Genomic DNA, 24,554 nt, shown 5'->3' with positions numbered 1-24,554 from the left:
ATAGACGCGCCTGCTTGTCGGCTGCCGCTTCGCTTTAGACCGACCTACGCAGCGCAAATATTCTCATAGGTCAATTTCCTCGGTCCTCGGTTTTACTCAATTATTTGAAGTCGTTTCGCGCGCCTCGTCGCCGGCGGCAGGGCGTCGATTCGCAAGGGCGAAGCCTTTCTCGATGTTGGTGATCATCCGCCCTGAAATCGCCGCGGCGAAGCGGCCGACATCGCCGGTCTGCTGCATTTCCTCAAGAATGGCGCGCACCCGGCCGATGCCGAAGGTCCAGCAGATCATCATCATGTCGTTGAAGGTCGGGCGCGCCAGGACAGCCGCTATCGCGGCGTCGTCGGGGACCTTGTCCCTGGGGACGCTCCACGTCCTGTTGAACTCCAGCTTGAGCGCGGTTATTCCGCCCATGCCCTCCAATCCTCGGATAAGGGCAGGATGGTGCGGATAAGCCTGAAGGTCAATCGCAGCGCATTGCCGCACGGAAAAGCGGGGCCGTTGCCGGCCCCGCTTCCGTGACGTTCGCAGAAGTCCCGGCTTACCGCACTTCGACGTTGGCGACCGCATCCGGCGCGCCGTTGAACTTCACGACCACGCTCGACGGGCAGCCGCCGGTGGCGTTGGGCTTGGCGGTGTAGCGGAAGGCGCCGGCCTTTGGGTCGACGGTATCCTGTGGGACCGCGAAGTTCGTGGCATATGCCCTGCCGCCGTTGAACGCGGTGCTGGGCGGATAGACGCCGATGGTGGCGCCCTGTACCCAGGGATAGACGCCGCCCCGGATTTCCCACTCGACCTGTGTCGTCGAGCGGACCCGGCACTGGGCGCGCAGGATGCTGACCGTCGGGTTCGGGTCCTCGACGTCGGAGACACTGTCGATGCTGAAGGCGTAGAAGGCGTCCTTCCCATCCACGTCCTTACCAAAGTAGCCTTCGAGTGCTGCGTCGGCATAGACCTGGACCTTGGCCGGGTCGATAGCGAAGCCCAACTCGTTCTTCATCGGCAGGCCGGGCAGGCGCGGGTCGAAGGGGATGCCGGGAGGATATGACGGCTTCGCGCTGGAAGGGGCCAGCAGGTAGACCTTGACACCTTCCACCCGGAAATCGCCCGGCGAGTTGGCGGTCACTGCACCCAGGATGACGTTCTCGGCGGGCTCCATGAAGACGTCGGTCGCCGTTACCCCGCCGTCGCCCGATATGCCGACGACGATCGCCGTGCCGCCGACGAACCCATAGGTACCGGGACGGCCCGCGAAGGGTGTCGTGCTTACAACGTCCGCTACGGAAGTCAACCTGGCCGTCGGCGTGTGAACCCCGTCGCTGCCGCCGCCTGTGATGAGGCCGTTGGGAATGGTGACTACGATCCCGTTGACCTTCAGCTTGACGTCAGAACCATCCTCCTCGATCGACTGGATCGGCCCTTCGAATTCGACTGGTGTCTGCGGCCTTGTCTGGGCCTGTGCTGGCAGAGAGACCGCGGCCATAGCGGTGGAGAGCAGTGCGGAAGTGTATAGAACTGAGCGCATGACATGCATTGTGGAAGTCCCCCCTAAAGGACCCAGGCATCGACTGATAACGGAAACTGTCGTGTGAACTTAGAAGAGGACGCAGGCCTTCCGGCCCAGACGGTCGTCCTTGCTGTAGAGGTTGTAGCGGGGATTGTACGACTTCGGATCGTCCGCCTTTTCCGGGTAGCGGACGGCATCGTCATGGAAGATCATGCCCGCAAGCTGCTTCAACTTGTCATCCGACTTCAGGCGCATCTTGTCGGCCTTGGAGACGTGCCGCTGATCCGGACGCGGCCGCTTTCCGGCGGATGTATAGACGTAGCAGCTCTTCATCTGGTCGTCGTTCGCGACCCCGCCGCCCTTATCGTCCTTACCCTTGTCATCTTTACCCTTGTCGTCCTTGCCTTTGCCGGACACGTTCTTATCGTCGGCCTTCTTCGCGACGCTGTCTTCAACAGCTTTTTTAGTATTCTTCAACTGTTGTAGAGCTGCGGCGCGCGAGGCGTCTTCCTTGGCACTGGCGCTTGTCGGGGTAACGAGTCCCAGTGCAAGCATCAGTGCCAATGGCGCCATCAATTTACGCATGCCACTCTCCCTGTACTATCGACGAAACTTCGTCTTGGTACTTGGATGACGGATCGGTATTTGTAAAAAGTCCAAGAGCTAAGGTGTTACTTCCACTATACTTATGGTCGTGTTCGTTTCAACGTGCCGGTATATGGACCGGTTCGGCTGTTAGTCCTAGCAATCCGACCCTCCGATAGGCCGATATAGGCTAGGCACGGTGTCAACTTGATGTTACGTTCGTGATTGATGAACATCATGACACCCACTGCCGCGCGGCGTTCCACCCATCTCCGGTCTTCACCGGACGCGCCGCACGCCGTCGTCATCGGCAGCGGGTTCGGCGGGCTGGCTGCCGCCGTCCGGCTGGGGGCGCGGGGCTACCGCGTCACCGTGCTGGAGAAGCTGGATGCTCCCGGCGGACGGGCCTACGTCTATCGGCAGGACGGCTTCACCTTCGACGCCGGGCCGACCATCGTCACCGCCCCCTTCCTGCTGGAAGAGCTTTGGCAGCTCTGCGGCCGCAGCCTGTCAGACGACGTTGATCTGCGCCCCGTCTCGCCCTACTACCGCATCCGTTTCGACGACGGCGAAGTCTTCGAATATTCCGGCGACCCCGACGCCATGCGGGCGGAAGTCGCCAGATTTGCTCCCGGCGACGTCGCGGGCTACGAAAGCTTCCTGAAAGCCAGCGAGGCGCGGTTCCGGATCGGTTTCGAAAAGCTTGGGCACGTTCCGTTCGACAACTGGACCGACATGGCGCGGGTGCTGCCCGATCTGGTGCGGCTGGCCGGCCATCGCTCCGTCTACGACCTCGTCTGCCGCCATGTCCGCGACGCCCGGCTGCGGGTCGTGCTGAGCTTCCATCCGCTGCTGGTTGGCGGCAACCCCTTCGCCACCACATCGATCTACAGCCTGATCGCCTTCCTGGAAAGGCGCTGGGGCGTTCATTTCGCGATGGGTGGCACGGGGTCGTTGGTCCGGGGCCTCGTTGGCTTGATCGAAGGGCAGGGCAACACGCTCCGCTGCAACGCGGAGATCGCCCGCATCCTCGTTACCGACGGACGTGCTACCGGCGTCCGGCTGGCGTCGGGCGAGGAGATCGCGGCGGATGTCGTCGTCTCCAACGCCGACAGCGCCTGGACCTACCGGCATCTTGTGGCCCCGGAAGACCGGCGGCGCTGGACCGACAAGCGGATCGAGAAGGCCCGCTATTCGATGAGCCTGTTCGTCTGGTATTTCGGCACCCGCCGCCAATACCCCGACGTGGCGCATCACACGATCCTGCTCGGCCCCCGCTACCGCGAGCTGCTGCACGACATCTTCGAGCGCAAGGTGCTGGCATCGGACTTCAGCCTCTACCTCCACCGCCCGACCGCGACCGATCCGTCGCTGGCGCCCGCCGGATGCGACTCCTTCTACGTGCTGTCCTGCGTGCCGCATCTGGACAGCGGCACCGACTGGTCCGTCATGGCGGAGGAATACCGCAGCCGGATCGAACGCCGCCTGTCCGAAACCCTGCTGCCCGGCCTTGGCCAGGAGATCGTCACGTCGCGCATGCTGACGCCCCAGGACTTCCAGGACCGGCTGTCGTCGTTCAAGGGAGCCGCGTTCGGCCTGGAGCCGATCCTGACGCAGAGCGCGTGGTTCCGTCCCCACAACAGGAGCGAAGAGGTGGACCGGCTTTATCTGGTCGGCGCCGGCACCCATCCGGGAGCCGGGCTGCCGGGCGTTCTTTCCTCCGCACGGGTATTGGACATGGTGGTGCCGGATGCAGCAGAAATCCGGCGCCGCTGAACTCGCCGCTGACATCGCCGCGTGCCGGCGGGTGCTGCGGCGCGAGTCGCGCACCTTCCACGCGGCCTCCCTGCTTCTCCCGACACGGGTGCGCGGTCCCGCCTCGGCGCTCTACGCCTTCTGCCGGCTGGCCGACGACGCCGTGGACTGCCCAGGGGACCGCTCCGCCGCCGAGCGCCTCGACCGCCTGCGCCTCCGCCTGGAACGGATCTACGCCGGCCGTCCGCTGCCGTCGCCGGTCGACCGGGCGCTCACCGATGCGGTCGAGCGTTTCGGCATCCCGAGACGCATCCTGGAAGCCCTGTTCGAGGGCTTCGAGTGGGACATCGAGGGCCGCCGGCCCGCCGATCTCGGCGAACTCCAGGCCTATGCCGCACGCGTCGCCGGCACGGTCGGCGCCATGATGGCGGTGCTGATGGGGCAGCGCTCGCCCGACGTGGTGGCGCGGGCCTGCGACCTCGGCGTCGCGATGCAGCTCTCCAACATCGCCCGCGACGTCGGCGAGGACGCCCGCATGGGCAGGCTCTACCTGCCGCTCGACTGGCTGCAAGAGGCCGGCATCGACCCCGACGCCTGGCTTGCCTCCCCGTGCTTCACCGAGGCTCTCGGCAGCGTCGTGCTGCGCCTGCTGAGCGCCGCCGACACCCTCTACCGCCGCGCCGACGACGGCATCGCCCGGCTTCCCGCCGACTGCCGGCCCGGCATCTCCGCCGCGCGCCATCTCTACGCCGGGATCGGGCACGAAGTCGCTTTCCGGGGCGGAAATTCGATAGCGTCGCGCGCCGTCGTGCCGCGATCAAGGAAGGCCCGCCTGCTCGGCCGGTCGCTGGTCGCTGCAGCGGCCGGACGCTGCTCCGGCACCGCTCACCCACCGCTGGAAGCGACACGCTTCCTGGTCGAAGCGGTGGCGGCGTCGGTCGCGGCGGAAGAAACCCCGGCGCAGTCTCCCGATCAGGTCATCTGGCTGATCACGCTGTTCGAACGCCTGGAACGCGGCCAGCGCGCCGCCCTTCAGCGCCATGGCTGACGGGTGGTTCGCCGCGATCGAACTCCTCCTCGTCTTCGGCGGCGTCGCGGCCTGGATCGCCTGGGAGCTTAGATCGCTGAAGCGCTGCGAGAAGCCGAACGAGAAACGAAGCAAAGACAAGGACTTGCAGTCTTAAAGGAAAATTCCGGAACTATTTCATCCCGATTCGGTTGGGAGCGGTCACGACATAGAAATCGCACGCTCCCCGTATCAGGAAGGAACAGGTTATGGATGCTTCTGGAAGCGGTTCAATGGTTTGGCTGCTGGCTGGACTTACGCTCTTGATTGTGCTGGTAGCCGTTATTTATCAAGCAGTTCGCACCAAGCGCAAACAGCAGCAACTCGGCGAGACCGGCCCCGGAGCGAACGTCCGCATGCCGCCGGAAAACCGGAGACCCTGAACCGGCGGATAAGCCCGCGCTTCAGGTGAGCGCCGGTTGGCGGCAATCTTCCACTCGGACACCCTATGTCAGGCATTGGCATAGGGGGTTCTCGTGGCAACCAGCGTAAACCTGACGCCCGAACCCGAGAGCTTTGCTCGCAGTTGCGTCGAAAACGGACGCTATGACAGCGTCAACGAAGTCGTCCGCTCAGGACTTCGCCTTTTGCAGGAAACCGAGGAACGCCGCGCCAGTTTCAGAACCATGCTCGATGAAACCCGTGCCGAAGCCGACCGCGACGGAAGCTATGATATCGAGTCGGTTGCCCGAGAAATGAACGACATCATCGCGGCGTCCGGATAACGTCGCCCCCACGCCCAGCCCCACAAGCCCGACGCGCTCCGCTCCCAGCGCTACGCTGGACTCCCAAAGATATTACGGCAACCGCCCCAGCATACTAACCGCCGCCGCCACCACCCTCTTTCTTTTTTCCTTTTTTGCTCCTCTTCCTCCGGGAGAGGAAGGGACCCGCCGCGAAGCGGTGGGAAGGTGAGGGAGCACGCCAGCCAGCCACCCCCACGCACCCAAAACCCATTGCCACGCCACCCGCTCAAGCCGCCAGCGTCTCCTCGACCACCTTCGGGTTCCTCTGGATCAAAGTAAGATACGCCCGGCTGGCCGCATCCGGTTCCCGAACGCCTCTTTCCCATTTCCGAAGCGTATCGACCGGCACAGCGAAGCGTGCGGCGAACTCCGCCTGCGTTAGGGAAAGGCCTTCACGGATGGACCTGACGTCAACGCGCCCCGGCACATTGACGGTAGTGGTGCGTGTTCCGGTTCTTGCTCTTCCACGAACAAATCGCTCTGACCCCTTTAATTCCTCTGAACCCTTTAATTCCTCACTCCGCTGGGAGGATCTGGCCAGATTTGATCTGGCATCCGTGGAGCATGTCGCTGATCCTGGTGGAGAGCCGCCACCGGATGAAGCCGGCGCGTAGCGCCGAGGCCTTCCCTGTTGCGACGACGCTGCTCAGGCTGCCGCTGTTCTTCCGGGGCGCGTTGCCGATGGACAACTGCCAAGCGGCGGAGTTGTCGGAGATGACGCGGGTGGTTTCCATGCGGCGGCGGATGGTTCGGCGTATTCTATCGGCGAGGACGCGCCCGGACGGGTCGATCTGCCAGCCGTGGGTGGCCGGAGTGCCGCTGATGCCGATTCCGGCGTCGTTCTGGAACGGGCCGGTGGAGCGGGTGCTGTTTTCCGTGGCCGCTCCCGTGAGGGTTGGCGCGGTGAAGGCGGCGGAGTGAGCGGATTTCGCAGGCGGGCGCGGAGGCGGTGCGGGGGAAGAGCATAAGGAAGGAGAGGGTGTTGGGCTACGGCCCAACCCCGTGCCGCCTGATGAAAGAAATCTGATGCGGGCGTCTCAGGTCAGGGCCGACAGCCCCTTGCGATCGACAAGATCGAGCAGTTTTGCCGCCGGACCGCTGGGCTTCTTAAGCCCCTGCTCCCACTGCTGCACGGTGGTCTTGCCGACACCCAGGAAGGCGGCGAATACGGCTTGGCTCACCTGATTGCGGGCGCGGATCTGCTGGACGTCCTCTGCGGAAAGTGTCCGCTTGGGCGGGAGGCAAAGCGCGTCGAATTTCCACATGGTTACAGTGTCCAAGTGACCCGCGTCGTGAAGTCGTTTTGCCGACTTGTGGACGTTGCTCAGGATTCTGCTCATGCGCAAACGATCTCCACGATCAAGTTTTCACTCACTTGGCGAGTAAGAACAGCATCCGAGAACTTCATATATTGGTCTCCAATCATCTGTAGTCCCAGCTTCTCTTTTTTGGTGATGTTGTCTTTCTCGTTCTTGCAAAATCCATGGAGAAAGACCCAACGGTTCCCCTGCCTATGAGCGGCGATAGTCCTATACCCTCCCCGCTTGCCGCGACCGGGTGCGGCAACCCTTTTCTTGATCAGGAAGCCGCCCAATCTGGCGTCCACAAGACCGTTCTCTATCTCCGCAGCGGCGGCACACAAGACGCCATCGGTAACACCTTCATCTCGCGCCCAGTCATGAAAACCGAGATCCTTCAAGACCCTGATCGCCACAATTCGTACCACTCCGTGATATAGTTTTCAAGCCCGCCCACAGTTGGGCAAAGAGCACAGGAGTGTGTTCGTTGTACACGCGAGAAGCTAGGGGTGAGCGTTCGGGCCGATATGCCGCATAAGGGTTCGACCGGGGTAATGGCTTCGACCGATTAGAAGCCGTTCATGGCACGCGCGGCATCCTGAACGGCGGGAGCGCCTGCACCCAGCCGGCGCTGAAGCGGTCGAACAATAGGCTTTCTTGCATCGCCGTGACCGGCTGGCCCGCGATCCGCGTGTTCAGCACCGAGCGGGCGTAGAACAGCGCGTCCACCAGCGTTCCGGCCACGGTGGCCGGGTGTCAGGCGTCCGCCCGCGTCTGCCGCCCGATCCGCCACCAGCGCGTCGCCGGAAGTGTGGCGACCGGCAGCGGGTCGAAGCGCTCGACCGCGCCCGACCGGTCCACCTCCAGCGCCAGAGCCAGCGGCAGGACACACAAACTATAATGCAATTTCGCTTCTGTGCACGCCGAACTGATCCCGGCGTTGCAACTTTATCGAAGGTATCTTGGCCGCCAAGGCAGGTGTAAGTGCCCAGTAGTGACCCTTCAAAACGGACTCTAAACCTGCAAAGTCCAAGTGAGTAGGAGTGTTGAAAAAAAAGATGATTTATTTACGCGGGTGAACTATTCAGGATAATCTTCGGCACCCTCCGGCGTCGCCTTGTTGAAGAGAATAAATACCAAGGGGTTGCCAGGCTCGGACATTGCATCGCTGCGCTGACCCGTTATCTCTCCGGCCACGTTGCTTGTATACTCCGCAACCACTTCGCCGAAGCTATTGCGCTGAATGGCCACCTTCTGTCCGGCTTCGACCTTGTCGTTGAGCTTGACCAGATGCTCGACGACCCCGCCCGCGGTTGCCAGGATCGGGAACGCACTGTTGCCAACAAAGACATTCAAGTCTTTGCCGGTACGTCCCATTGGCTCGGCAAGGATGCCATGATGCTTAAGGACGTTCATCGTGCCTTCCACGAATAAGGAAACCATCTTGAGGTCGAGGACGCGCGCAGCTCCGATCTCCGGAGTAAAGGACGGAATACCCACGTCCATGAACGCGTTATGCAGAACACCGGGATAAACATGATTGTCAAAGATCTGGCCGACCGGGTAAAGCTCTACCATTGCCTTGACCTCGGGCACATCCATGCCGGCGATATTGAATGCCGTAACATCGAATCCAGTTGTCCCGGTATGAAAGTCGATTGCAACGTCGGCGTTCGGCCGGAGGAGTCGGTTGAACAGGAGCCCGGCGTGTCGGCTGGGCGCGGTAGCACCGTTCTCATTCCCGGGCCACTCCCGATTCATATCGATCAGGTCCATGCCCCTGCCCGAATTGGGCCATCTGCGCTGCATGCTTTCCATCGCTGGGCGGGACACGTCCGTAACCGCCATCACCGTGCCCGACATCTTCGTCGGTTCGAGCTGATTCATCACGGTCTGGACCGTATGCACAGAACTCATTTCGTCGCCATGCACACCACTGACCAGGACGACACGCTTGCCCGGTTTTGCTCCCTTTGCGACCGTCACGGACACATACCAGCGCTGACCGGTAGGCATCTCGACACCCTGGAAATACAAGAGGTGCTTCTGCCCGGGTTCCAGGTCGTTAACGTTGAGCGCGCTGACGACTTTCTTCCCGTCGATCACGTCGCCGGTGTAGCCCGTTGCCTGGAGCATCGCCGAAACCGTGCTCTCAGACGAGGGCGTCGTGCCCTGAGCGTTGGCCGTCCTCGCCTCGGTGGCAAGGGCGGCCGAGGCAATGGCTGAGATCATGAAGGCCCGTCGATCAACGCCGTTACCTGGGGCATCGGACACGGTGATGTTCCTTCTAGGATGCCGAGCTGGCAAAGTCGAAACTTACATGCACGCACCCATCCTATCACGATCACGAGTTTGGCAGGTTTATTAACTGCTCCGATACCAGTGACTTGTCAGGTGAAATGGCGGACGGAAAGGGGGATTAATGGGGAAGTATAGGCAGTGGCTTCGACCGATGCAAAGCCGCTTACGGTACACGCGGCATCCTGAACGGTAGCAGCGCCTGCACCCAGCCGGCGCTGAAGCGGTCGAGCGACAGGCTCTCGTGCATTGCCGTGACCGGCTGGCCCGCGATCCGCGTGTTCAGCACCGAGCGGGCGTAGAACGGCGCGTCCACCAGCGTTTCGGCCACGGTGACCGGGTGCCCGGCGTCCGCCCGCGTCTGGCGACCGATCCGCCACCAGCGGGTTGCCGGAAGCGTCGCGACCGGCAGCGGGTCGAACCGTTCGACAGCACCCGACCGGTCCACCTCCAGCGCCAGCGCCAGCGGCGGGCCGCCGCGCCGCTCGACGTTGTAGAGGATGCTGGCGCCCCTGTCGGTGTTGCCCCGGCACCAGTCCCAGGTCGTGAAGGCGTCTTCCAGCGCTTCGTCGCCGTCGTTGGTGTCGAAGTATCCGGCTCCGTTCCAGTTCAGGTCCGGGCTGCTCAACGCCACCTCCACCCGGCAGCGCGGCGATATCGGCCACCAGCGATGCCGCCCCTTCATGTCCAGGTTGAACGGTCCTGCCGTCACCGCTTCCGGAATAACGCGCACCGTGCCCCGGATCTTCGACGGCACCGGCATGCAGGTCTCGCTGATGTCGATCTCCAGCGCCGTCCCGTCCCATCTCAGCGAACTGGCGCCGATCTCCAGATGCGTCGCATCGCGTTTAAGAGAACGCCGAGGCCGCTCGGTCATGCTCCAGCGGTTGCCGCCCGGTCCCGTCAGGACGACGTTCAGCGCGCAGTGGTTCTGCGGGTCGGCATGGCCGCGCCGCCTCGCCCAGGCGTAGTAGGGTGAAAACACGCTGCCGATGAAGGCGATAACGGTCAGCCCCTGCTTGCCGTCGTCGCTCAGCGCGTCGATGTACCACCACGCATAGCCGTTGCGGACAACCGGCTCGTCGAACCTGACTCCCGTTGGGCGAACTCTTGCAGCAGCAGCCCCGCCGCCATCCGGCCCGATAAGGCCGCCATCGGCACGCCCGGTCCCGGATGCGTGCTGCCCCCCGCCAGATAGAGGCCGGGTATCCGGCTCCGCGCGGTCGGTCGGCTGAACGAAGCTTTCCAGCCGTGCCCCACCGGGCCGTAGAGCGCTCCGCCCGTGGCCGGAAACAGCCGGTTCCAATCCGTCGGAGTCGTGACCACCGTCCGATCCGGAGATCGCTTCAGCCGAAGCCCGCAGCGCGCCAGGATGCCGAAGGTGTGGGTCGCGCATTGCTCGATCTCCTTGTCGGTGAAGGTGTGGGTGTCGCCGATCGCCGGCGCGTTGATCAGGCACATCAGCCGCTCCGGCCCGTCTGGAACCGTGCCCGTGTCGGCGTCGCGGTCCTGGGCGCAGACATAGACGGTCGGCCGCCCCGGCAGACGCCGGTGGCCGAAGATGTCGTCGAACTCCGCCTTGTAATCGTCGGAGAAGAAGACGGTATGGCGCAACAGTGGAAAGTCCTCGACCTCCGCCACCATGTTCCAGGTCACGGCAGACAGCGACCGCTGGGACGGCGGGGTAGGGGGTGTCGCACGGGTCATTCGTGCCCCGAACAATCCCGACGCCAAGGCGGCGGTATCGGCATTAACCAAGACGGCATCCGCCGCGATCCGCTCACCGTCGGCCAGTTCCACGCCATCGACCCTACCGTGGCCGGTGGTGATCGACTGCACGGCGACGCCGTAGCGGAAGGTACCGCCCGAGTCGCGAGCCAGTCCCGCCAGCGCTTCCGCCAGCCGCGCCATGCCGCCTTCGACCAGCCAGACGCCCTCCTGCTCGACATGCGCCACCAGCATCAGCGTGGCGGGAGCCTGAAACGGCGAAGCCCCGCAATAGGTCGCGTAGCGGCCGAAAAGCTGGCGCAGGCGCGGATCGTGGAAGTAATCGCCAAGGGCACCCCACAGCGTGTCGAACGGCCTGATCCGCCACAGATTGCCAAGCCCGCGCAGGCCGGCTCCCTCGACCAGCCCCTTGATGCTCGGCTGCGGACTGCGGACATAGGAGGTTTCCAGCGTGTTCCAGGTCCGCCGCGCCTCCGCGCAGAAACTGCGGAAGCCTTTCGCCTCCGCTGCCCCGGCCATCCTGCCGATGGCGTCGGCAGAGCGGTCGATATCGGCGAACAGGTCCAGCCGCGACCCGTCGGTCCAGGCATGCCGGGCCAGAACGTCGGCCCGGCGCAGGGTGACGTGGTCGGCAAGCGTGGTCCCGGCCTCGGCGAAGATCTCCTCGAAGATATAGGGCAGGGTGAAGACCGTAGGTCCGGCGTCCATCCGGGTACCGCCGACCTCGACCTCCCGCATCTTGCCGCCGGGGCCACCGGCCTTCTCGACCACCGTTACCTTCATCCCATGGACAGCCAGCCGCAAGGCGGCGGTCAAGCCGGCGATGCCGGCGCCCACGATGACAACCCGTTTTTCCGTCACGCTTTCCGTCTCACAGGTTGACCCAAGAATGTCGTTGATCCTGACGAATAGTAGTGTCAATGTTAATGGACAGTCAATCACGGTAAGCTTGGTTTACAACAAGCTGGGTCTTCATCAAAGCGGGGAGGCTGCCCATGGATGGGGTCAATAAGATCGAACAAGCCCTGGACGAGGCGCTGAGCCGGGCGGAGGCTTCCGGCGCTCCCCCCAGGCTGGCATCGGCCCTTCGCTACGCAGTCTTTCCCGGCGGCGCCCGCATCCGGCCGCGCCTGTGCCTTGCGGTGGCATATGCCTGCGGGATCGAAGACGCGGCACCCGCCACGGCGGCGGCGTCCGCCATCGAGCTGCTGCATTGCGCTTCGCTGGTCCACGACGACCTTCCTTGTTTCGACGACGCGGCGACGCGACGTGGCAAGCCTTCCGTTCATCGGGCGTTTGGCGAACCGCTGGCTGTATTGGCCGGCGACGCCCTGATCGTCCTGGCGTTCGAGACGCTGGCGCGGGAAACCGCCTGTCCGCCGCTCCGCTTGGCCGGTCTGGTGCTCAGCGTCGGCCGCGCCGTCGGAATGCCGCTCGGCATCGTCGCGGGGCAGGCCTGGGAATGCGAGCCGCAGGCCGACCTCCGCGCCTACCACCGGGCGAAGACCGGAGCGCTGTTCGCGGCGGCGACCGTCTGCGGCGCCGTGGCCGCCGGTCACGAAGCCGATCCCTGGCGCGACCTCGGCGAGCGGCTGGGCGAGGCCTTCCAGGTCGCCGACGATCTGCGCGACGCCGCCGGCAACGCCGAAGACCTCGGCAAGCCGGTCGGACGCGACGCGGCCCTGGACCGCATGAGTGCCGCCCGCGAGCTTGGCATCGACGGCGCGCTGATGCGGCTGGACGATCTGGTGGACGAGGCGGTCGCCTCGATCCCGCGCTGCCCCGGCGCTTCCGAACTCCGCACCCTGATCCGCATAGAGGCGCAACGGTTCCTGCCGAAGGAACTGGTGAGGGTCGCAGCATGAAGCCCGCCGGTCACACCCCCGATCACCATGCCGACCACCACGGCATCCCCCATCGTCGGCTGTCGCAGGTCTGCATGCCGCGCGTCGGCATGGCCCAGATCGGCTTCGGACTGCCGCGCCTAGGCGACTGGGTCGAACGGGGCCGCGCCGCCCGCGACCATCTGCTGGCAAGCCCGCGCTTCCGCCGCTGGGCGGCGGCGTTCCCGCTGACGCGGCCGATCGCCCGCAGGCGCAGCCGCGAGCTTTTCGACCTCTGCGCCGGCTTCGTCTACTCCCAGGTGCTGCTGGCCTGCGTCCGGTTGAAGCTGTTCGACATCGTCGCCGACGGCCCGCGCACCTCGGCTGAACTCGCCCGCCGCCTGGCCCTGCCGGCGGAATCGACCGAGCGCCTGCTGCGCGCCGCCCTGTCGCTGCGCCTGCTGGAGAAGCGCGGCGACGACCGCTTCGGGCTCGGGCCTCTGGGAGCGGCGCTGGTGGACAACCCGGCCGTGGCTTCCATGGTCGAGCATCACACGATGCTCTATGCCGACATGCGCGATCCGGTGGCGCTGCTGCGCGGCGGCATGCGGACGGAGCTGTCGCAGTACTGGCCCTACTCGGCGACGGACAGGCCGGCGGCGCTGGGCAACGAGCAGACCGCCGCCTATACCGCGTTGATGGCCGCGTCCCAGCCGATGGTCGCGGAAGAAGTGCTCGCGGTCTATCCGCTGAACCGGCACCACCGGCTGCTCGATGTCGGCGGCGGCGACGGTACTTTCCTGACCCATGCCGCAGCCAGCGCGCCCAATCTTCAGGTCGTCCTGTACGACCTTCCCGCGGTGGCCAAGGCTGCGACCGAGCGTTTCCGGGCCGCCGGCCTGGAGCCGCGTGCCCGCGCGGTCGGCGGCGACTTCTTCGCCAACCCGCTGCCGATCGGGGCGGATGTCGTCTCGCTGGTCCGAGTCGTCCACGATCATGACGACGATGCCGCCCTGGCGATCCTCCGTGCCGCTCGTCAGGCGCTGGACTCTGAAGGAACGCTGCTGATCGCCGAACCGATGTCCGGAGCCGCCGGTGCGGAACCGGTCGGCGACGCCTACTTCGCCTTCTATCTCCTCGCCATGGGCCACGGCCGCGCCCGCACTCCCGCCGAGCTGACACGCCTGCTCAACACGGCCGGGTTCTCCCGCGTGCGCCAAGTCCCGACCGCGATGCCGCTGATGACCGGCCTGCTCGTTGCACAGCCCTGACAGATACTTGTAAGTATTGCTTGACGTAGTTGACAGTCAATATAAACTGACAACCAACAAGAAGCCGGCATTCGGTCGGATAATACAGGGGAGCGGGACGACATGGACACGCTTGCCGTTGTGTTCGAAGAGCCGGAACGGCTTTCCCTGCGCAGGCTCGATCTCACTCCGCCGGAAGCCGCCGACGTCACCGTCGATATCCTGTGGAGCGGCATCAGCACTGGGACGGAACGGCTTCTCTGGCTGGGCCGGATGCCAGCCTTCCCCGGTATGGGCTACCCGCTGGTTCCCGGCTACGAATCGGTTGGGCGGATCACCTCCGCCGGCAAGGACTCCGGACGGCGCGAAGGCGAGCTGGTCTTCGTCCCCGGCGCCCGCTGTTTCGGCGATGTCCGGGGCCTGTTCGGCGGCGCGGCTTCCCGCCTCGTGGTTGCCGGCGACCGGGTCGTTCCGGTCGATGAGAACCTCGGCGAGCAGGCCGTCCTGCTGGCGCTGGCCGCGACCGCCTACCACACGATGGCCGGCCAGGCAAAACCGGACCTGATCGTCGGCCACGGCGTGTTGGGGCGTTTGATGGCAAGGATCGCCCTGGTTAACGACGACGGACCGGTCACCGTCTGGGAGACCAACCCCGTCCGCTCCGACGCGGGATCGCTTTACCAAGTGATCCACCCCGACGCCGATACCCGTCACGACTACGGCGCCATCTATGACGTCAGCGGCGATTCCGGCCTGCTTAACGCCCTCATCAAGCGCATCCGCCGGGGCGGCGAGGTGGTTCTTGCCGGCTTCTACAGCGCCCCGCTGAGCTTCGACTTTTCCCCGGCCTTCATCCGGGAAGCCCGCATCCGCGTCGCCGCCGAGTGGACCCAGAGCGACCTCGCCGCCGTCAAGAAACTGGTCGAGACCGGCAAGCTTTCGCTCGACGGACTGATCACGCACCGAACCGAGGCCATGGACGCCGCCGACGCATACCGCACGGCATTCGGCGACCCCGCCTGCCTGAAGATGATCCTGGATTGGAGACGCTGTTCATGAGCCAGCAAGACCTGATGGAGCGCCTGCGGGCCGAAGCCGCGATCGAGCCGGACCCGGTGACATCAGCGCCTCCCACCAAGGAAACGCAGATCATCGCGATCTACGGCAAGGGCGGCATCGGCAAGAGCTTCACTCTCGCCAACCTCTCCTACATGTTCGCCCAGCAAGGCAAGAAGATCCTGCTGATCGGCTGCGACCCCAAGAGCGACACGACCTCGCTCCTGTTCGGGGGCAGGGCTTGCCCGACCATCCTGGAGACCTCCACCCGCAAGAAGCTGTCGGGCGAACCGGTCGCCATCGGCGATGTCTGCTTCAAGCGTGACGGCGTCTACGCGATGGAATTGGGCGGGCCGGAAGTGGGACGCGGCTGCGGCGGGCGCGGCATCATCCACGGCTTCGAACTGCTGGAGAAGCTGGGCTTCCACGACTGGGGCTTCGACTACGTCCTGCTCGACTTCCTGGGCGACGTGGTGTGCGGCGGCTTCGGCCTGCCGATTGCCCGCGACATGTGCCAGAAGGTGATCGTCGTCGGGTCCAACGACCTCCAGTCGCTCTACGTCGCCAACAACGTCTGCTCGGCGGTCGAGTATTTCCGCAAGATGGGCGGCAATGTCGGCGTCGCCGGCATGGTCGTCAACAAGGATGACGGCACGGGCGAGGCCGCCGCCTTCGCCGCCGCCGCCGGCATCCCCGTCCTCGCCTCTATCCCCGCCGACGAGGATATCCGCCGCAAGAGCGGCAATTACGAGATCGTCGGACGTCCCGGCGACCGCTGGGGTCCCCTGTTCGAGGAACTGGCGCGCAACGTCGCCTGGGCGCCGCCGGAATGGCCGAGGCCTCTGTCCCACGACGCGCTGCTCGGCCTGTTCAAGGGCGATGCGGTCGGGCGGAACGTGGTGCTCGAGCCGGCCACGGTGGAAGACATGTGCGGCATCGCCGCCGTGTCCAAGCCTTCGCTCGAAGTCATCTACGACACCGTCTGAACGGGCGAGGGAGCCAGCGCATGAACGCGATCAGCCCTGAACCGACCTGCAACGGCGACAAGGCGGACCTCCGCGCGGCGGCATCCGCCGCCGGCCTGAACGAGACGATAGAGCGCTACGCCGCCGATTACCCGGTGGGGCCGCACGACCAGCCGCAGAGCATGTGCCCGGCGTTCGGCTCGCTCCGGGTCGGTCTGCGGATGCGGCGCACCGCGACCGTCCTGTCCGGCTCCGCGTGCTGCGTCTACGGCCTGACCTTCACGTCCCATTTCTACGGGGCGAAGCGGACCGTCGGCTACGTGCCGTTCAACTCGGAATCGCTGGTCACCGGCAAGCTGTTCGAGGACATCCGCGAGGCCGTCTTCAAGCTGGCCGATCCTGCGCTCTACGACGCCGTCGTCATCATCAACCTGTGCGTCCCGACGGCATCCGGCGTGCCGCTCCGCCTGCTGCCGAAGGAGATCGACGGCGTCCGGATCATCGGCATCGACGTTCCCGGCTTCGGCGTCCCGACCCACGCGGAAGCCAAGGACGTCCTTGCCGGAGCCATGCTGGCCTATGCCCGGCGCGAAGCCGAGCAAGGCCCCGTCCAGGCCCCCCGCGCCGGACGCGGCGAACGCCCCGGCGTCGCCTTGATCGGCGAGATGTTCCCGGCCGATCCCGTCGGCATCGGCATGATGCTGGAGCCGCTGGGGCTGTCGGCCGGCCCTGTCGTTCCGACGCGGGAGTGGCGCGAGCTGTACGCCGCCCTCGACTGCCCGGTGGCCGCCGCCATCCACCCCTTCTACACGGCGTCGTTCCGCGAGTTCGAGGCTGCCGGCCGGACCATCGTCGGCTCCGCACCGGTCGGCTACGACGGCACCGCCGCCTGGCTGAAAGCCATCGGCGACGCCTTCAACGTTCCGACCCCAACCATCGACGCCGCACTAAACCGCATACTTCCCCCCATCAAGGGCGCGCTGGCCGCCAAGCCGGTCAAGGGCCGGATCACGCTGTCGGGCTACGAAGGCTCCGAACTGCTGGTCGCCCGCCTGCTGGTCGAGAGCGGCGCCGATGTCCGGTATGTCGGCACCGCCTGCCCCCGCACCCGCTGGTCCGATGCCGACCGCGAGTGGCTGGAAGCCGCCGGAGTCATGGTCCAGTACCGCGCCTCGCTGGAACACGATCTGGCGGCCCTGAAGGAGTTCCGCCCCGACCTTGCCATCGGGACCACGCCGATCGTCCAGCGCGCCAAGGAGATGGCGATCCCGTCGCTCTACTTCACCAACCTGATCTCCGCGCGGCCCCTGATGGGCGTCGCCGGCGCCGGCTCCCTGGCGCAGGTGGTCAACGCCGCCTTGTCCAACACCGCGCGCTTCGAAGAGATGCGCACCTTCTTCGGGGAGCCTGCGGCATGCTAGTCCTCGACCACGACCGGGCGGGCGGTTATTGGGGCGCCGTCTACGCCTTCACGGCGATCAAGGGGTTGCAGGTCATCATCGACGGCCCCGTCGGCTGCGAAAACCTGCCGGTCACGGCGGTCCTCCACTACACCGACGCACTGCCGCCGCACGAGCTTCCCATCGTCGTCACCGGCCTGGGCGAGGAAGAACTGGGCCGCCACGGCACCGAAGGCGCCATGAAGCGCGCCCACGGCACCCTTGATCCTAAAAAGCCCAGCGTCGTCGTGACAGGCTCCATCGCCGAGATGATCGGCGGCGGAGTCACCCCCGAAGGCACCGGCATCCAGCGCTTCCTGCCCCGCACCATCGACGAGGACCAGTGGCAGAGCGCCGACCGCGCGCTGAACTGGCTGTGGACCGAGTTCCGGGGCAAGCGCAAAGCGGCACCGAAGCCCAGGCCGGACGGCGCCAAACCTCGCGTCAACATCATCGGCCCGATCTACGGCACCTTCAACATGTGGTCCGACCTGGCGGAGATCCGCCGGCTGGTCGAGGGCATCGGGGCGGAGATCAACCTGACCTTCCCGATGGGCAGCCACCTGAACGACGTGCCGCGTCTGGCCGATGCCGACGCCAATGTCTGCCTGTACCGGGAGTTCGGCCGACTGCTCTGCGAGTCCCTGGAGAAGCCCTACCTCCAGGCTCCGATCGGCCTGCACTCGACCACCAAGTTCCTCCGCACGCTGGGCGAGATCCTCGGCCTCGATCCCGAACCGTTCATCGAGCGGGAGAAGCTGAGCACGATCAAGCCGGTCTGGGACCTGTGGCGCTCCGTCACCCAGGACTTCTTCGGCACGGCCAGCTTCGCCATCGTCGCGAACGAGACCTACACGCGCGGCGTCCGCCACTTCCTGGAAGAGGAAATGGGTCTTCCCTGCACCTTCGCGGTATCGCGCTGCGCCGGGGCCAAGACCGACAACGCGGAGGTCCGCAACCTCGTCCACACGAAGACGCCGCTGATCCTCTTCGGCAGCTACAACGAGCGCATGTATCTGGCGGAAGCCGGATCGCGCCCCGGCCCGAAGGCGGTCTACATCCCGGCCTCCTTCCCCGGAGCGATCATCCGCCGCCATACCGGCACGCCGTTCATGGGCTACGCGGGTGCGACCTACGTCATCCAGGAAGTCTGCAACGCGCTGTTCGACGCGCTCTTCAACATCCTGCCGCTCGGCACCGACCTCGACAAGGTCGATGCGACGCCGTCCCGTCTCCACGCCGAACTGCCGTGGGACGAGGAAGCGCGGGCGGCCCTCGACGAGCTGGTGGAAGCCGAGCCCGTCCTGGTCCGAATCTCGGCCGCCAAACGCCTGCGCGACGAGGCCGAACGTTCGGCCCGGCAGGCCGGCGCATCCCGAGTAACCGTCGACCACGTTGGCGGCGGAGCCGCCGACCACATCGGCGGTGCCCCATCCGCCGGAGCGGGACATCGTCCCGCCCCGGCGCCAGAAGCGCGAACTTCGCGCGTCCATGGCGAGACGGTCCTTCATTAGCCATGACCGTCCAGCCACTCACTAGGAGGTCTGTAGATGTCTGACACCACGAGCAGTGGTGGGCGCCTGCCTTCCGACCGGGGAACCCCCGACGTGTCGCTGTCAGGGCTCACCGAACCGGAAGCGAGGGAGTTCCACAAAATCTTCATGCAGAGCTTCGCCATCTTCGTCGGCGTCGCTTTCCTGGCCCACATCCTCGTCTGGTTGTGGCGTCCGTGGCTGCCGGGACCGCAGGGCTATTCGTCCCTGATGGACGGCACCCTGCATGATGGCGTGACCGTCGCGTTCGAATCAATCAAGAGCTTCATCGCATAAGGAGGCCGCCATGTGGCGCGTATGGTTGCTGTTCGATCCGCGCAGGACGCTGATCGCTCTCTTCACTTTCCTGTTCGCACTGGCCTTGCTGATCCACTTCATCCTGCTCAGCACTGACCGGTTCAACTGGCTGGACGGACCGCACACGGCCCGTACCGCCACCTCACAGATGGCGCCACTTCCCGCGGGCAAATGACGACCCGATGGGTTGAACGGGCAGACGGGTGAGACCGGGGATTCCCCCGGCCTCTCCCGCCTCGGGCGGGGCCAACAAATACGGGGAAACCGGCCATGGCCATGCTGAATTTCGAGAGAAAGTACCGCGTCCGCGGCGGGACGCTTATCGGGGGGGATCTTTTCGACTTCTGGGTCGGGCCGTTCTATGTCGGCTTCTTCGGCGTCCTGACGATCTTCTTTTCATTCCTGGGCACCGGACTGATCCTCTACGCCGCCTCGCTGGGGCCGACCTGGAACGTCTGGCAGATCAACATCGCACCTCCCGATCTCAAATACGGCCTGGGCGCCGCTCCCTTGAGGGAAGGCGGCCTCTGGCAGATCATAACGATCTGCGCGCTCGGCGCCTTCGTGTCCTGGGCCTTCCGGCAGGCCGAGATCGCCCGCAAGCTCGGCATGGGCCTTCACGTACCGGTCGCCTTCGGCGTCGCGATCTTCGCCTATTTCTCGCTGGTCGTGATCCGGCCGGTGCTGCTGGGCGCCTGGGGACACGGCTTCCCCTATGGCATCCTCAGCCATTTGGACTGGGTGTCGAACGTCGGCTACCAGTACCTGCACTTCCATTACAATCCGGCACACATGCTGGCCGTGAGCTTCTTCTTCACGACCACCTTCGCGCTCTCCCTTCACGGTTCGCTGGTGCTGGCCGCCGCCAACCCGCCGGCCTACGAAAAAGTGGTGAAGACGGCTGAGCACGAGAACACCTTCTTCCGCGACACCATCGGCTGGTCGATCGGCACGCTCGGCATCCACCGGCTGGGCCTGTTCCTGGCGCTGAACGCCGGGTTCTGGAGTGCGGTGTGCATCATCATCAGCGGCCCCTTCTGGACCCGAGGCTGGCCGGAATGGTGGAACTGGTGGCTCGACCTTCCGATCTGGCGCTGAGGAGGCGGTAATGGTGGAATATCAGAACATCTTTACGCAAGTCCAGGTGCGCGGCCCGGCCTATGCCGGCGTGCCCCTGACCCGCGGACCCTGGGTCCGGTCGTGGAAGCCCCGCTTCGTCCACCTGCTCGGCCGGATCGGCGACGCGCAGTTGGGGCCGGTCTACCTGGGCTGGTCCGGCTTCGCCTCGATCCTCTGCGGCCTGATCGCCTTCGAGATCATCGGGCTCAACATGTGGGCGTCGGTCAACTGGGACCCGGTCCAGTTCATCCGGCAACTGCCCTGGCTGGCGCTGGAGCCGCCGGCTCCCGTCTACGGCCTCAGTATCCCGCCGCTCGCGGAGGGCGGCTGGTGGATCATGACGGGTTTCTTCCTGACCACCTCGATCATGCTGTGGTGGCTGCGGACGTACCGAAGGGCACGGGCGCTCGGCATCGGCACCCACGTCTCCTGGGCCTTCGCCGCCGCGATCTGGCTGTACCTTGTCCTGGGGCTCATCCGGCCCGTGCTGATGGGAAGCTGGGCCGAGGCGGTGCCCTTTGGGATCTTCCCCCACCTGGACTGGACGGCGGCCTTCTCCATCCGCTACGGCAACCTGTTCTACAACCCGTTTCACATGCTCTCCATCGTCTTCCTCTACGGATCGACGCTGCTGTTCGCGATGCACGGAGCCACCGTGCTGGCGATCAGCCGGTTCGGCGGCGAGCGGGAGGTCGAGCAGATCGTCGACCGGGGAACGGCGTTCGAGCGCGGCGCCTTGTTCTGGCGCTGGACGATGGGCTTCAACGCCACGGCTGAATCGATCCACCGCTGGGCGTGGTGGTTCGCGGTGCTCTGCCCCCTGACCGGCGGCATCGGCATCCTGCTGACCGGAACCGTGGTGGACAACTGGTTCCTCTGGGGCGTCAAGCACGGGCTGGCTCCGGAATACCCGCACCTCTTCCCGGTCGTGACCGACCCGGCCCTCCTGCAAGGGAGGCCATGATGAAGATGACCCGTGAGGAGGCCCTTCGCAGCCTGATCCTGCGCATCGCCGGGGTGTTCGCGGTGGTGTTCGGCGCAGGATTGCTGTTCACCTTCGAATATCCGCCCGTCGTCAGCGTACAAACCGGCTACCGGGGCGTGGCGCTGGAACAGAACTTCCACCCGGCGCGGCTGGAGACCCTGGCTGCCGCCAACCAGGTTCCGGCGCCGCAGGACCCAGCGGACCCCGACGCCGCCCCGGCGTCGGAGGTCTACCAGAACGTCCAGGTGCTGGGCGACCTGAACGAGAACGAGTTCATCCGCGTCATGACGGCGATGACGGAATGGGTCTCGCCCGAGCAGGGCTGCACCTATTGTCACGCCGAGGGCGAGGAGTTGTCGTCCGACTCGCTCTACACCAAGGTCGTCGCCCGCCGGATGCTCCAGATGACGCGAGACATCAACGTCAACTGGCAGCCCCACGTGGCCCAGACCGGCGTTACCTGCTACACCTGCCATCGCGGCAAGCCGGTCCCGTCGCAAGTCTGGTTCAACGAACCGGGCCAGCCGCACGCGAGGGGTGTCCTCGGCGATCCGGCCGGCCAGAACCAGCCGGCGATGCTGGCGGGGTTGGCGTCGCTCCCCTTCGACCCGCTGACCCCGTTCCTGACGGGCGGCGGCAAGGACGCCGGCATCCGGGTGTCCTCCGACACGGCCCTGCCGTCGGGCAACCGCAGCTCGATCAAGCAGACCGAGTGGACCTACAGCCTGATGATCCACATGTCGGAATCGCTGGGCGTCAACTGCACCTACTGCCACAACAGCCGCTCCTTCCGCGACTGGGGCCAGAGCAGCCCGACGCGGACGACCGCCTGGCACGGCATCCAGATGACACGCGGCCTCAACGCCGACTACCTGGAACCGCTGCAAGGCGTCTTCCCGGCCAACCGCCTCGGCCCGCTCGGCGACGTGCCGAAAGTCGCCTGCTCGACCTGCCACGAAGGCGTCTACAAGCCGCTCTACGGCGTCAGCATGCTGAAAGACTACCCCGAGCTGGCGAAAGCCGGCGGCATCACCGGCGTCCCGGTGCAACCGGCGTCGCCGGTAGCGCCCGAGCCGGGACCGGCGCAAACGCCGGGATCGGCACAGCCGCCATCGTCGGGCCAGCCGGCGCAGTAACAGACGGCTGGGGAGTATATCGTGAGGGCCGGAGTCTCGGACTCCGGCCCTTGGCATTTCGGGTCATGCCAAGGCCAACAAAGAATAACCGGCAAGTTCCGGCAAAGATGTCGGACTGAAGAGTCCCACCCCACAAAAGCACGCTCACGTAGGTCGGGCCTCTTCAGCCCGACATCTAACGCTCCTGACCGGCAAATGTTTAATGACGCTGCTATCAGACCAGAAGCCGAAGAGTTTGACCTGCACTCCAGAAGTGTTGGGCCACGGCCCAACCTACGAAGCAGGAGCCCGTAGGTTGGGCCGTAGCCCAACAAACACTGTCCCCACAGGTCGATATCTCCGGCCCCCGGTATCAGTTGCTTACCGAACCCAGGTCCGTCTGAGCAAAGTCATCGCCCTTGAACACAAGAACAGCGCCCCGGACCTTTGCCAGCGCATAGGAAAAGCAGTCGCCGTAGTTCAAGCCGGCCGGACGCCGGCCCTTGCCATACCGTCGATCCCGCCATCCCCGCTCTTCCCCGTTACCTCAACCTTGATGAATCCTGCTTCCCGCAGGAGACGTTGTGCCAGTCGCTCGAAAATGTTGGGAGATAATGCCTTCAAGGTGTTGAGAAGTTGGTCTTTCCAGTACGGGTCCGCTATGTTGCTGACTTCGTCCTCGATTGGCTCCGCTGCAATATCGCCGTTCGGACCGTCTGGCTTTTGAGATTTACGGCTTTCCACATTCATTTTTCGAACTCGTGAAGGAACCAGTGCGATGCTGGTCTCTGTGCAAGCCTCGCCATCCGGCGTGAGCGTCCAGACGCCGCGCGCGCTGTTGTCCAGGAGGCCGACTTTCTTCATGTAGCTCTTGGCCCATGCAAGATTGTAGCTGACTTTTGTCTGGCGGCCATCAGAGTGCGAGACGGCCTGCACTTCCTGTGGCAGCTTTAACAATTCAGTAAGCTTCGCAAGCAATTCCTCATTCGTCGCCGATCCGTCGAGAGACTTGAGAGCTAGAACCGCAGGCCACATCAGCTTGTCGAAAGTCGGAACGGCTATCATAATTTCTCCGTGTTCAGGCCACGGGTTCTATTAGATGATGAACTATCGCGGTAGATCGCCCGTCAAACATCGCGTGCGAAAAAGAGTTCATAGTGATTAGTTCTCGCCCTACAAATCCCGCAGCAGCTCCGGCAACTCCCGCGCGCCGTGCAGACCACGGAGAATCAACGGCGGTTCTCGACCAGCATCGTAAACGATGACATATGGAAATCCGCTCACCACCAGAAACCGTATCGATTGCGGTGCAAGCTCGGCTCTCACAGCGCCGATCCGGCGGTGATTTCCGATCCGGGTTGCGTCGGCAACGACGGCGTCTCGTAGCGCAACCGCAGCGGATGGATTCTCCTTTGCGATCCAACCTGCCGCCGCAAGCAGATCACGCCGGGCCTGTGGCGCCAGCGTCGCCGCCGACGTCAACGCGACGCCGCTATGATATTGTCCATTTCCTGGGAGACGGCCTCGATATCATGGGTTCCCTCCCGGTCAGCCTCGGCACGGGCTTCATCGAGCATGGCGCCGAACCGCGCGCGGCGCTCCTCGTTCTCCTGTAGGAGTCGCAGTCCCGCCCGGACGACTTCACTGACATTGTTGTAGCGTCCGCTCTCGACGCAACTCCGGGCGAATGTCTCAAGTTCGGCAGTCAGACTGACGTTGGTTGCCACTTGGGACTCCTATGTCAGACTTTGACATAGAGTATCGGGACGGACCATAACAGGCAACTGCCGTTTGCCGGTTTTCGATTTGGAAAAACAAATCAAGGACCTGATCGCGGCCAACGCCGCCGAGTACCAGCGCGGCATGAACAACGCCTTCCGAGAAGGAATGGGCGGGCTTGCAATGTCAGCGACGAGGGGCCCGATCGGGGCATTCCCATACAGCACTGAACAGCCCTGATTCTGCAAATATG

32 protein-coding genes are annotated in these 24,554 nt (G+C 64.8%); 18 read left to right on the top strand and 14 right to left on the bottom strand.

The annotated features are described in order from the left end of the window. Positions 1-96: 96 nt before the first annotated feature. From N826_RS09460 to N826_RS09450, 3 genes are all read right to left on the bottom strand, one after another. Complete coding sequence (locus N826_RS09460; RefSeq protein WP_044427913.1) at positions 97-411, bottom strand: hypothetical protein; 315 nt, start codon at positions 409-411, stop codon at positions 97-99. A gap of 127 nt (positions 412-538) precedes the next feature. Further along, on the bottom strand, positions 539-1,522 hold the full coding sequence (locus N826_RS09455; RefSeq protein WP_147040585.1) for a hypothetical protein: 984 nt from the start codon (positions 1,520-1,522) through the stop codon (positions 539-541). A gap of 69 nt (positions 1,523-1,591) precedes the next feature. Further along, on the bottom strand, positions 1,592-2,089 hold the full coding sequence (locus N826_RS09450; RefSeq protein ID WP_147040587.1) for a hypothetical protein: 498 nt from the start codon (positions 2,087-2,089) through the stop codon (positions 1,592-1,594). A 237-nt stretch (positions 2,090-2,326) separates the two neighbouring features. Here N826_RS09450 and N826_RS09445 point away from each other — a divergent pair, with 237 nt between their 5' ends. From N826_RS09445 to N826_RS09435, 5 genes are all read left to right on the top strand, one after another. After that, positions 2,327-3,865: a phytoene desaturase gene (locus tag N826_RS09445; RefSeq protein ID WP_147040589.1), complete on the top strand. Its 1,539-nt coding sequence runs from the start codon at positions 2,327-2,329 to the stop codon at positions 3,863-3,865. After that, positions 3,840-4,892, top strand: coding sequence for a phytoene/squalene synthase family protein (locus tag N826_RS09440; protein WP_044427907.1), 1,053 nt, complete (start codon positions 3,840-3,842; stop codon positions 4,890-4,892). The genes N826_RS09445 and N826_RS09440 overlap by 26 nt, the downstream gene beginning before the upstream one ends. Then, positions 4,885-5,028 carry a hypothetical protein gene (locus N826_RS42930; protein WP_157599335.1) on the top strand — a complete coding sequence of 48 codons (144 nt, stop codon included), beginning with the start codon at positions 4,885-4,887 and terminating at the stop codon, positions 5,026-5,028. Before N826_RS09440 ends, N826_RS42930 begins: the two co-directional genes overlap by 8 nt. 91 nt (positions 5,029-5,119) lie before the next feature. Continuing rightward, complete coding sequence (locus N826_RS42925; RefSeq protein ID WP_157599334.1) at positions 5,120-5,293, top strand: hypothetical protein; 174 nt, start codon at positions 5,120-5,122, stop codon at positions 5,291-5,293. Positions 5,294-5,386: 93 nt separating this feature from the next. Next, positions 5,387-5,635, top strand: a complete 249-nt coding sequence (locus N826_RS09435; protein ID WP_044427905.1) for a type II toxin-antitoxin system ParD family antitoxin — start codon at positions 5,387-5,389, stop codon at positions 5,633-5,635. A gap of 247 nt (positions 5,636-5,882) precedes the next feature. Here N826_RS09435 and N826_RS45945 read toward each other — a convergent pair whose 3' ends face one another. Beyond that, positions 5,883-6,083: a helix-turn-helix domain-containing protein gene (locus tag N826_RS45945; protein ID WP_052830964.1), complete on the bottom strand. Its 201-nt coding sequence runs from the start codon at positions 6,081-6,083 to the stop codon at positions 5,883-5,885. A gap of 116 nt (positions 6,084-6,199) precedes the next feature. Between N826_RS45945 and N826_RS09425 the strand changes: the two genes are divergently transcribed. Continuing rightward, the gene (locus tag N826_RS09425) at positions 6,200-6,577 is read left to right on the top strand and encodes a hypothetical protein (protein WP_147040591.1); all 378 of its coding nucleotides are present in this window, start codon (positions 6,200-6,202) and stop codon (positions 6,575-6,577) included. 116 nt (positions 6,578-6,693) lie between these two features. On the opposite strand, the gene N826_RS09420 is transcribed toward N826_RS09425, so the two are convergent. The 7 genes from N826_RS09420 to crtD form a co-directional block, all read right to left on the bottom strand. Further along, entirely contained in the window at positions 6,694-6,996 is a 303-nt protein-coding gene (locus N826_RS09420) for a helix-turn-helix domain-containing protein (RefSeq protein WP_044427900.1), read from the bottom strand. Continuing rightward, positions 6,993-7,370 (bottom strand): type II toxin-antitoxin system RelE/ParE family toxin, encoded by a 378-nt coding sequence (locus tag N826_RS09415; protein WP_044427898.1) that lies wholly within the window; start codon positions 7,368-7,370, stop codon positions 6,993-6,995. Before N826_RS09415 ends, N826_RS09420 begins: the two co-directional genes overlap by 4 nt. Positions 7,371-7,533: 163 nt before the next feature. Continuing rightward, the gene (locus tag N826_RS42920; RefSeq protein ID WP_157599333.1) at positions 7,534-7,683 is read right to left on the bottom strand and encodes a hypothetical protein; all 150 of its coding nucleotides are present in this window, start codon (positions 7,681-7,683) and stop codon (positions 7,534-7,536) included. A 27-nt stretch (positions 7,684-7,710) separates the two neighbouring features. After that, entirely contained in the window at positions 7,711-7,860 is a 150-nt protein-coding gene (locus tag N826_RS42915) for a hypothetical protein (RefSeq protein WP_157599332.1), read from the bottom strand. 174 nt (positions 7,861-8,034) lie between these two features. Further along, positions 8,035-9,228 (bottom strand): M14 family metallopeptidase, encoded by a 1,194-nt coding sequence (locus tag N826_RS09410; protein WP_211099243.1) that lies wholly within the window; start codon positions 9,226-9,228, stop codon positions 8,035-8,037. A gap of 190 nt (positions 9,229-9,418) precedes the next feature. Continuing rightward, on the bottom strand, positions 9,419-10,237 hold the full coding sequence (locus N826_RS09405; RefSeq protein ID WP_244619559.1) for a carotenoid 1,2-hydratase: 819 nt from the start codon (positions 10,235-10,237) through the stop codon (positions 9,419-9,421). Between the two features lie 47 nt (positions 10,238-10,284). After that, positions 10,285-11,841: a 1-hydroxycarotenoid 3,4-desaturase CrtD gene (gene crtD / locus N826_RS09400; protein WP_044427896.1), complete on the bottom strand. Its 1,557-nt coding sequence runs from the start codon at positions 11,839-11,841 to the stop codon at positions 10,285-10,287. Positions 11,842-11,975: 134 nt separating this feature from the next. On the opposite strand from crtD, the gene N826_RS09395 reads away from it, so the two are divergent. The 11 genes from N826_RS09395 (at position 11,976) to pufC (ending at position 22,603) form a co-directional block, all read left to right on the top strand. Continuing rightward, the gene (locus tag N826_RS09395; protein WP_044427895.1) at positions 11,976-12,845 is read left to right on the top strand and encodes a polyprenyl synthetase family protein; all 870 of its coding nucleotides are present in this window, start codon (positions 11,976-11,978) and stop codon (positions 12,843-12,845) included. After that, complete coding sequence (locus N826_RS09390) at positions 12,842-14,074, top strand: acetylserotonin O-methyltransferase (protein ID WP_244619560.1); 1,233 nt, start codon at positions 12,842-12,844, stop codon at positions 14,072-14,074. Before N826_RS09395 ends, N826_RS09390 begins: the two co-directional genes overlap by 4 nt. A gap of 102 nt (positions 14,075-14,176) precedes the next feature. Continuing rightward, the gene (bchC, locus tag N826_RS09385; RefSeq protein WP_044427893.1) at positions 14,177-15,112 is read left to right on the top strand and encodes a chlorophyll synthesis pathway protein BchC; all 936 of its coding nucleotides are present in this window, start codon (positions 14,177-14,179) and stop codon (positions 15,110-15,112) included. Next, positions 15,109-16,095 carry a chlorophyllide a reductase iron protein subunit X gene (locus N826_RS09380; RefSeq protein WP_044427892.1) on the top strand — a complete coding sequence of 329 codons (987 nt, stop codon included), beginning with the start codon at positions 15,109-15,111 and terminating at the stop codon, positions 16,093-16,095. Before bchC ends, N826_RS09380 begins: the two co-directional genes overlap by 4 nt. Positions 16,096-16,115: 20 nt before the next feature. Further along, a complete protein-coding gene (gene bchY / locus N826_RS09375) occupies positions 16,116-17,495 on the top strand; it encodes a chlorophyllide a reductase subunit Y (protein ID WP_084720610.1) in 1,380 nt (459 codons plus the stop codon). Further along, positions 17,489-19,027, top strand: a complete 1,539-nt coding sequence (bchZ, locus tag N826_RS09370; protein WP_084720609.1) for a chlorophyllide a reductase subunit Z — start codon at positions 17,489-17,491, stop codon at positions 19,025-19,027. The genes bchY and bchZ overlap by 7 nt, the downstream gene beginning before the upstream one ends. 36 nt (positions 19,028-19,063) lie before the next feature. Then, a complete protein-coding gene (gene pufB / locus N826_RS09365) occupies positions 19,064-19,342 on the top strand; it encodes a light-harvesting antenna LH1, beta subunit (RefSeq protein ID WP_044427891.1) in 279 nt (92 codons plus the stop codon). Positions 19,343-19,352: 10 nt separating this feature from the next. Beyond that, a complete protein-coding gene (gene pufA / locus N826_RS09360; protein WP_044427890.1) occupies positions 19,353-19,538 on the top strand; it encodes a light-harvesting antenna LH1, alpha subunit in 186 nt (61 codons plus the stop codon). Between the two features lie 95 nt (positions 19,539-19,633). Then, entirely contained in the window at positions 19,634-20,461 is an 828-nt protein-coding gene (gene pufL, locus N826_RS09355) for a photosynthetic reaction center subunit L (protein WP_044427889.1), read from the top strand. Between the two features lie 10 nt (positions 20,462-20,471). Further along, positions 20,472-21,446 (top strand): photosynthetic reaction center subunit M, encoded by a 975-nt coding sequence (gene pufM / locus N826_RS09350; RefSeq protein ID WP_044427888.1) that lies wholly within the window; start codon positions 20,472-20,474, stop codon positions 21,444-21,446. Then, a complete protein-coding gene (gene pufC, locus N826_RS09345; protein ID WP_244619561.1) occupies positions 21,443-22,603 on the top strand; it encodes a photosynthetic reaction center cytochrome PufC in 1,161 nt (386 codons plus the stop codon). Before pufM ends, pufC begins: the two co-directional genes overlap by 4 nt. A 459-nt stretch (positions 22,604-23,062) precedes the next feature. Here the strand turns inward: pufC and N826_RS09340 are convergent, their stop codons facing one another. The 3 genes from N826_RS09340 to N826_RS09335 all read right to left on the bottom strand — a co-directional run bounded on the left by N826_RS09340 (position 23,063) and on the right by N826_RS09335 (position 24,309). Further along, a complete protein-coding gene (locus N826_RS09340; RefSeq protein WP_052830963.1) occupies positions 23,063-23,647 on the bottom strand; it encodes a restriction endonuclease in 585 nt (194 codons plus the stop codon). Between the two features lie 108 nt (positions 23,648-23,755). After that, complete coding sequence (locus N826_RS41560) at positions 23,756-24,064, bottom strand: type II toxin-antitoxin system RelE/ParE family toxin (protein WP_084720608.1); 309 nt, start codon at positions 24,062-24,064, stop codon at positions 23,756-23,758. Beyond that, complete coding sequence (locus N826_RS09335) at positions 24,061-24,309, bottom strand: type II toxin-antitoxin system ParD family antitoxin (protein WP_044427884.1); 249 nt, start codon at positions 24,307-24,309, stop codon at positions 24,061-24,063. Before N826_RS09335 ends, N826_RS41560 begins: the two co-directional genes overlap by 4 nt. A gap of 64 nt (positions 24,310-24,373) precedes the next feature. Here N826_RS09335 and N826_RS42910 point away from each other — a divergent pair, with 64 nt between their 5' ends. Then, entirely contained in the window at positions 24,374-24,541 is a 168-nt protein-coding gene (locus N826_RS42910) for a hypothetical protein (RefSeq protein ID WP_157599331.1), read from the top strand. The last annotated feature ends 13 nt before the right edge of the window (positions 24,542-24,554 follow it).

This window comes from Skermanella aerolata KACC 11604 (assembly GCF_000936425.1).
Classification (GTDB): domain Bacteria; phylum Pseudomonadota; class Alphaproteobacteria; order Azospirillales; family Azospirillaceae; genus Skermanella; species Skermanella aerolata.
The sequence above is the reverse complement of the archived record's forward strand: the minus strand, read 5'-3'. Positions and strand labels throughout refer to the sequence as shown.

Bases quoted from the DNA above. Each gene is read 5' to 3' on its own strand.
- bchC (WP_044427893.1), top strand. From the start codon at position 14,177: ATGGACACGCTTGCCGTTGTGTTCGAAGAGCCGGAACGGCTTTCCCTG.
- N826_RS42925 (WP_157599334.1), top strand. From the start codon at position 5,120: ATGGATGCTTCTGGAAGCGGTTCAATGGTTTGGCTGCTGGCTGGACTT.
- N826_RS09440 (WP_044427907.1), top strand. From the start codon at position 3,840: ATGCAGCAGAAATCCGGCGCCGCTGAACTCGCCGCTGACATCGCCGCG.
- N826_RS09445 (WP_147040589.1), top strand. From the start codon at position 2,327: ATGACACCCACTGCCGCGCGGCGTTCCACCCATCTCCGGTCTTCACCG.
- N826_RS09420 (WP_044427900.1), bottom strand. From the start codon at position 6,996: ATGAGCAGAATCCTGAGCAACGTCCACAAGTCGGCAAAACGACTTCAC.
- pufB (WP_044427891.1), top strand. From the start codon at position 19,064: ATGTCTGACACCACGAGCAGTGGTGGGCGCCTGCCTTCCGACCGGGGA.
- N826_RS09340 (WP_052830963.1), bottom strand. From the start codon at position 23,647: ATGATAGCCGTTCCGACTTTCGACAAGCTGATGTGGCCTGCGGTTCTA.
- N826_RS42930 (WP_157599335.1), top strand. From the start codon at position 4,885: ATGGCTGACGGGTGGTTCGCCGCGATCGAACTCCTCCTCGTCTTCGGC.
- N826_RS09450 (WP_147040587.1), bottom strand. From the start codon at position 2,089: ATGCGTAAATTGATGGCGCCATTGGCACTGATGCTTGCACTGGGACTC.
- pufC (WP_244619561.1), top strand. From the start codon at position 21,443: ATGATGAAGATGACCCGTGAGGAGGCCCTTCGCAGCCTGATCCTGCGC.
- bchZ (WP_084720609.1), top strand. From the start codon at position 17,489: ATGCTAGTCCTCGACCACGACCGGGCGGGCGGTTATTGGGGCGCCGTC.
- N826_RS09395 (WP_044427895.1), top strand. From the start codon at position 11,976: ATGGATGGGGTCAATAAGATCGAACAAGCCCTGGACGAGGCGCTGAGC.
- N826_RS09460 (WP_044427913.1), bottom strand. From the start codon at position 411: ATGGGCGGAATAACCGCGCTCAAGCTGGAGTTCAACAGGACGTGGAGC.
- pufL (WP_044427889.1), top strand. From the start codon at position 19,634: ATGGCCATGCTGAATTTCGAGAGAAAGTACCGCGTCCGCGGCGGGACG.
- N826_RS09380 (WP_044427892.1), top strand. From the start codon at position 15,109: ATGAGCCAGCAAGACCTGATGGAGCGCCTGCGGGCCGAAGCCGCGATC.
- bchY (WP_084720610.1), top strand. From the start codon at position 16,116: ATGAACGCGATCAGCCCTGAACCGACCTGCAACGGCGACAAGGCGGAC.
- N826_RS09390 (WP_244619560.1), top strand. From the start codon at position 12,842: ATGAAGCCCGCCGGTCACACCCCCGATCACCATGCCGACCACCACGGC.
- N826_RS09455 (WP_147040585.1), bottom strand. From the start codon at position 1,522: ATGCGCTCAGTTCTATACACTTCCGCACTGCTCTCCACCGCTATGGCC.
- pufA (WP_044427890.1), top strand. From the start codon at position 19,353: ATGTGGCGCGTATGGTTGCTGTTCGATCCGCGCAGGACGCTGATCGCT.
- pufM (WP_044427888.1), top strand. From the start codon at position 20,472: ATGGTGGAATATCAGAACATCTTTACGCAAGTCCAGGTGCGCGGCCCG.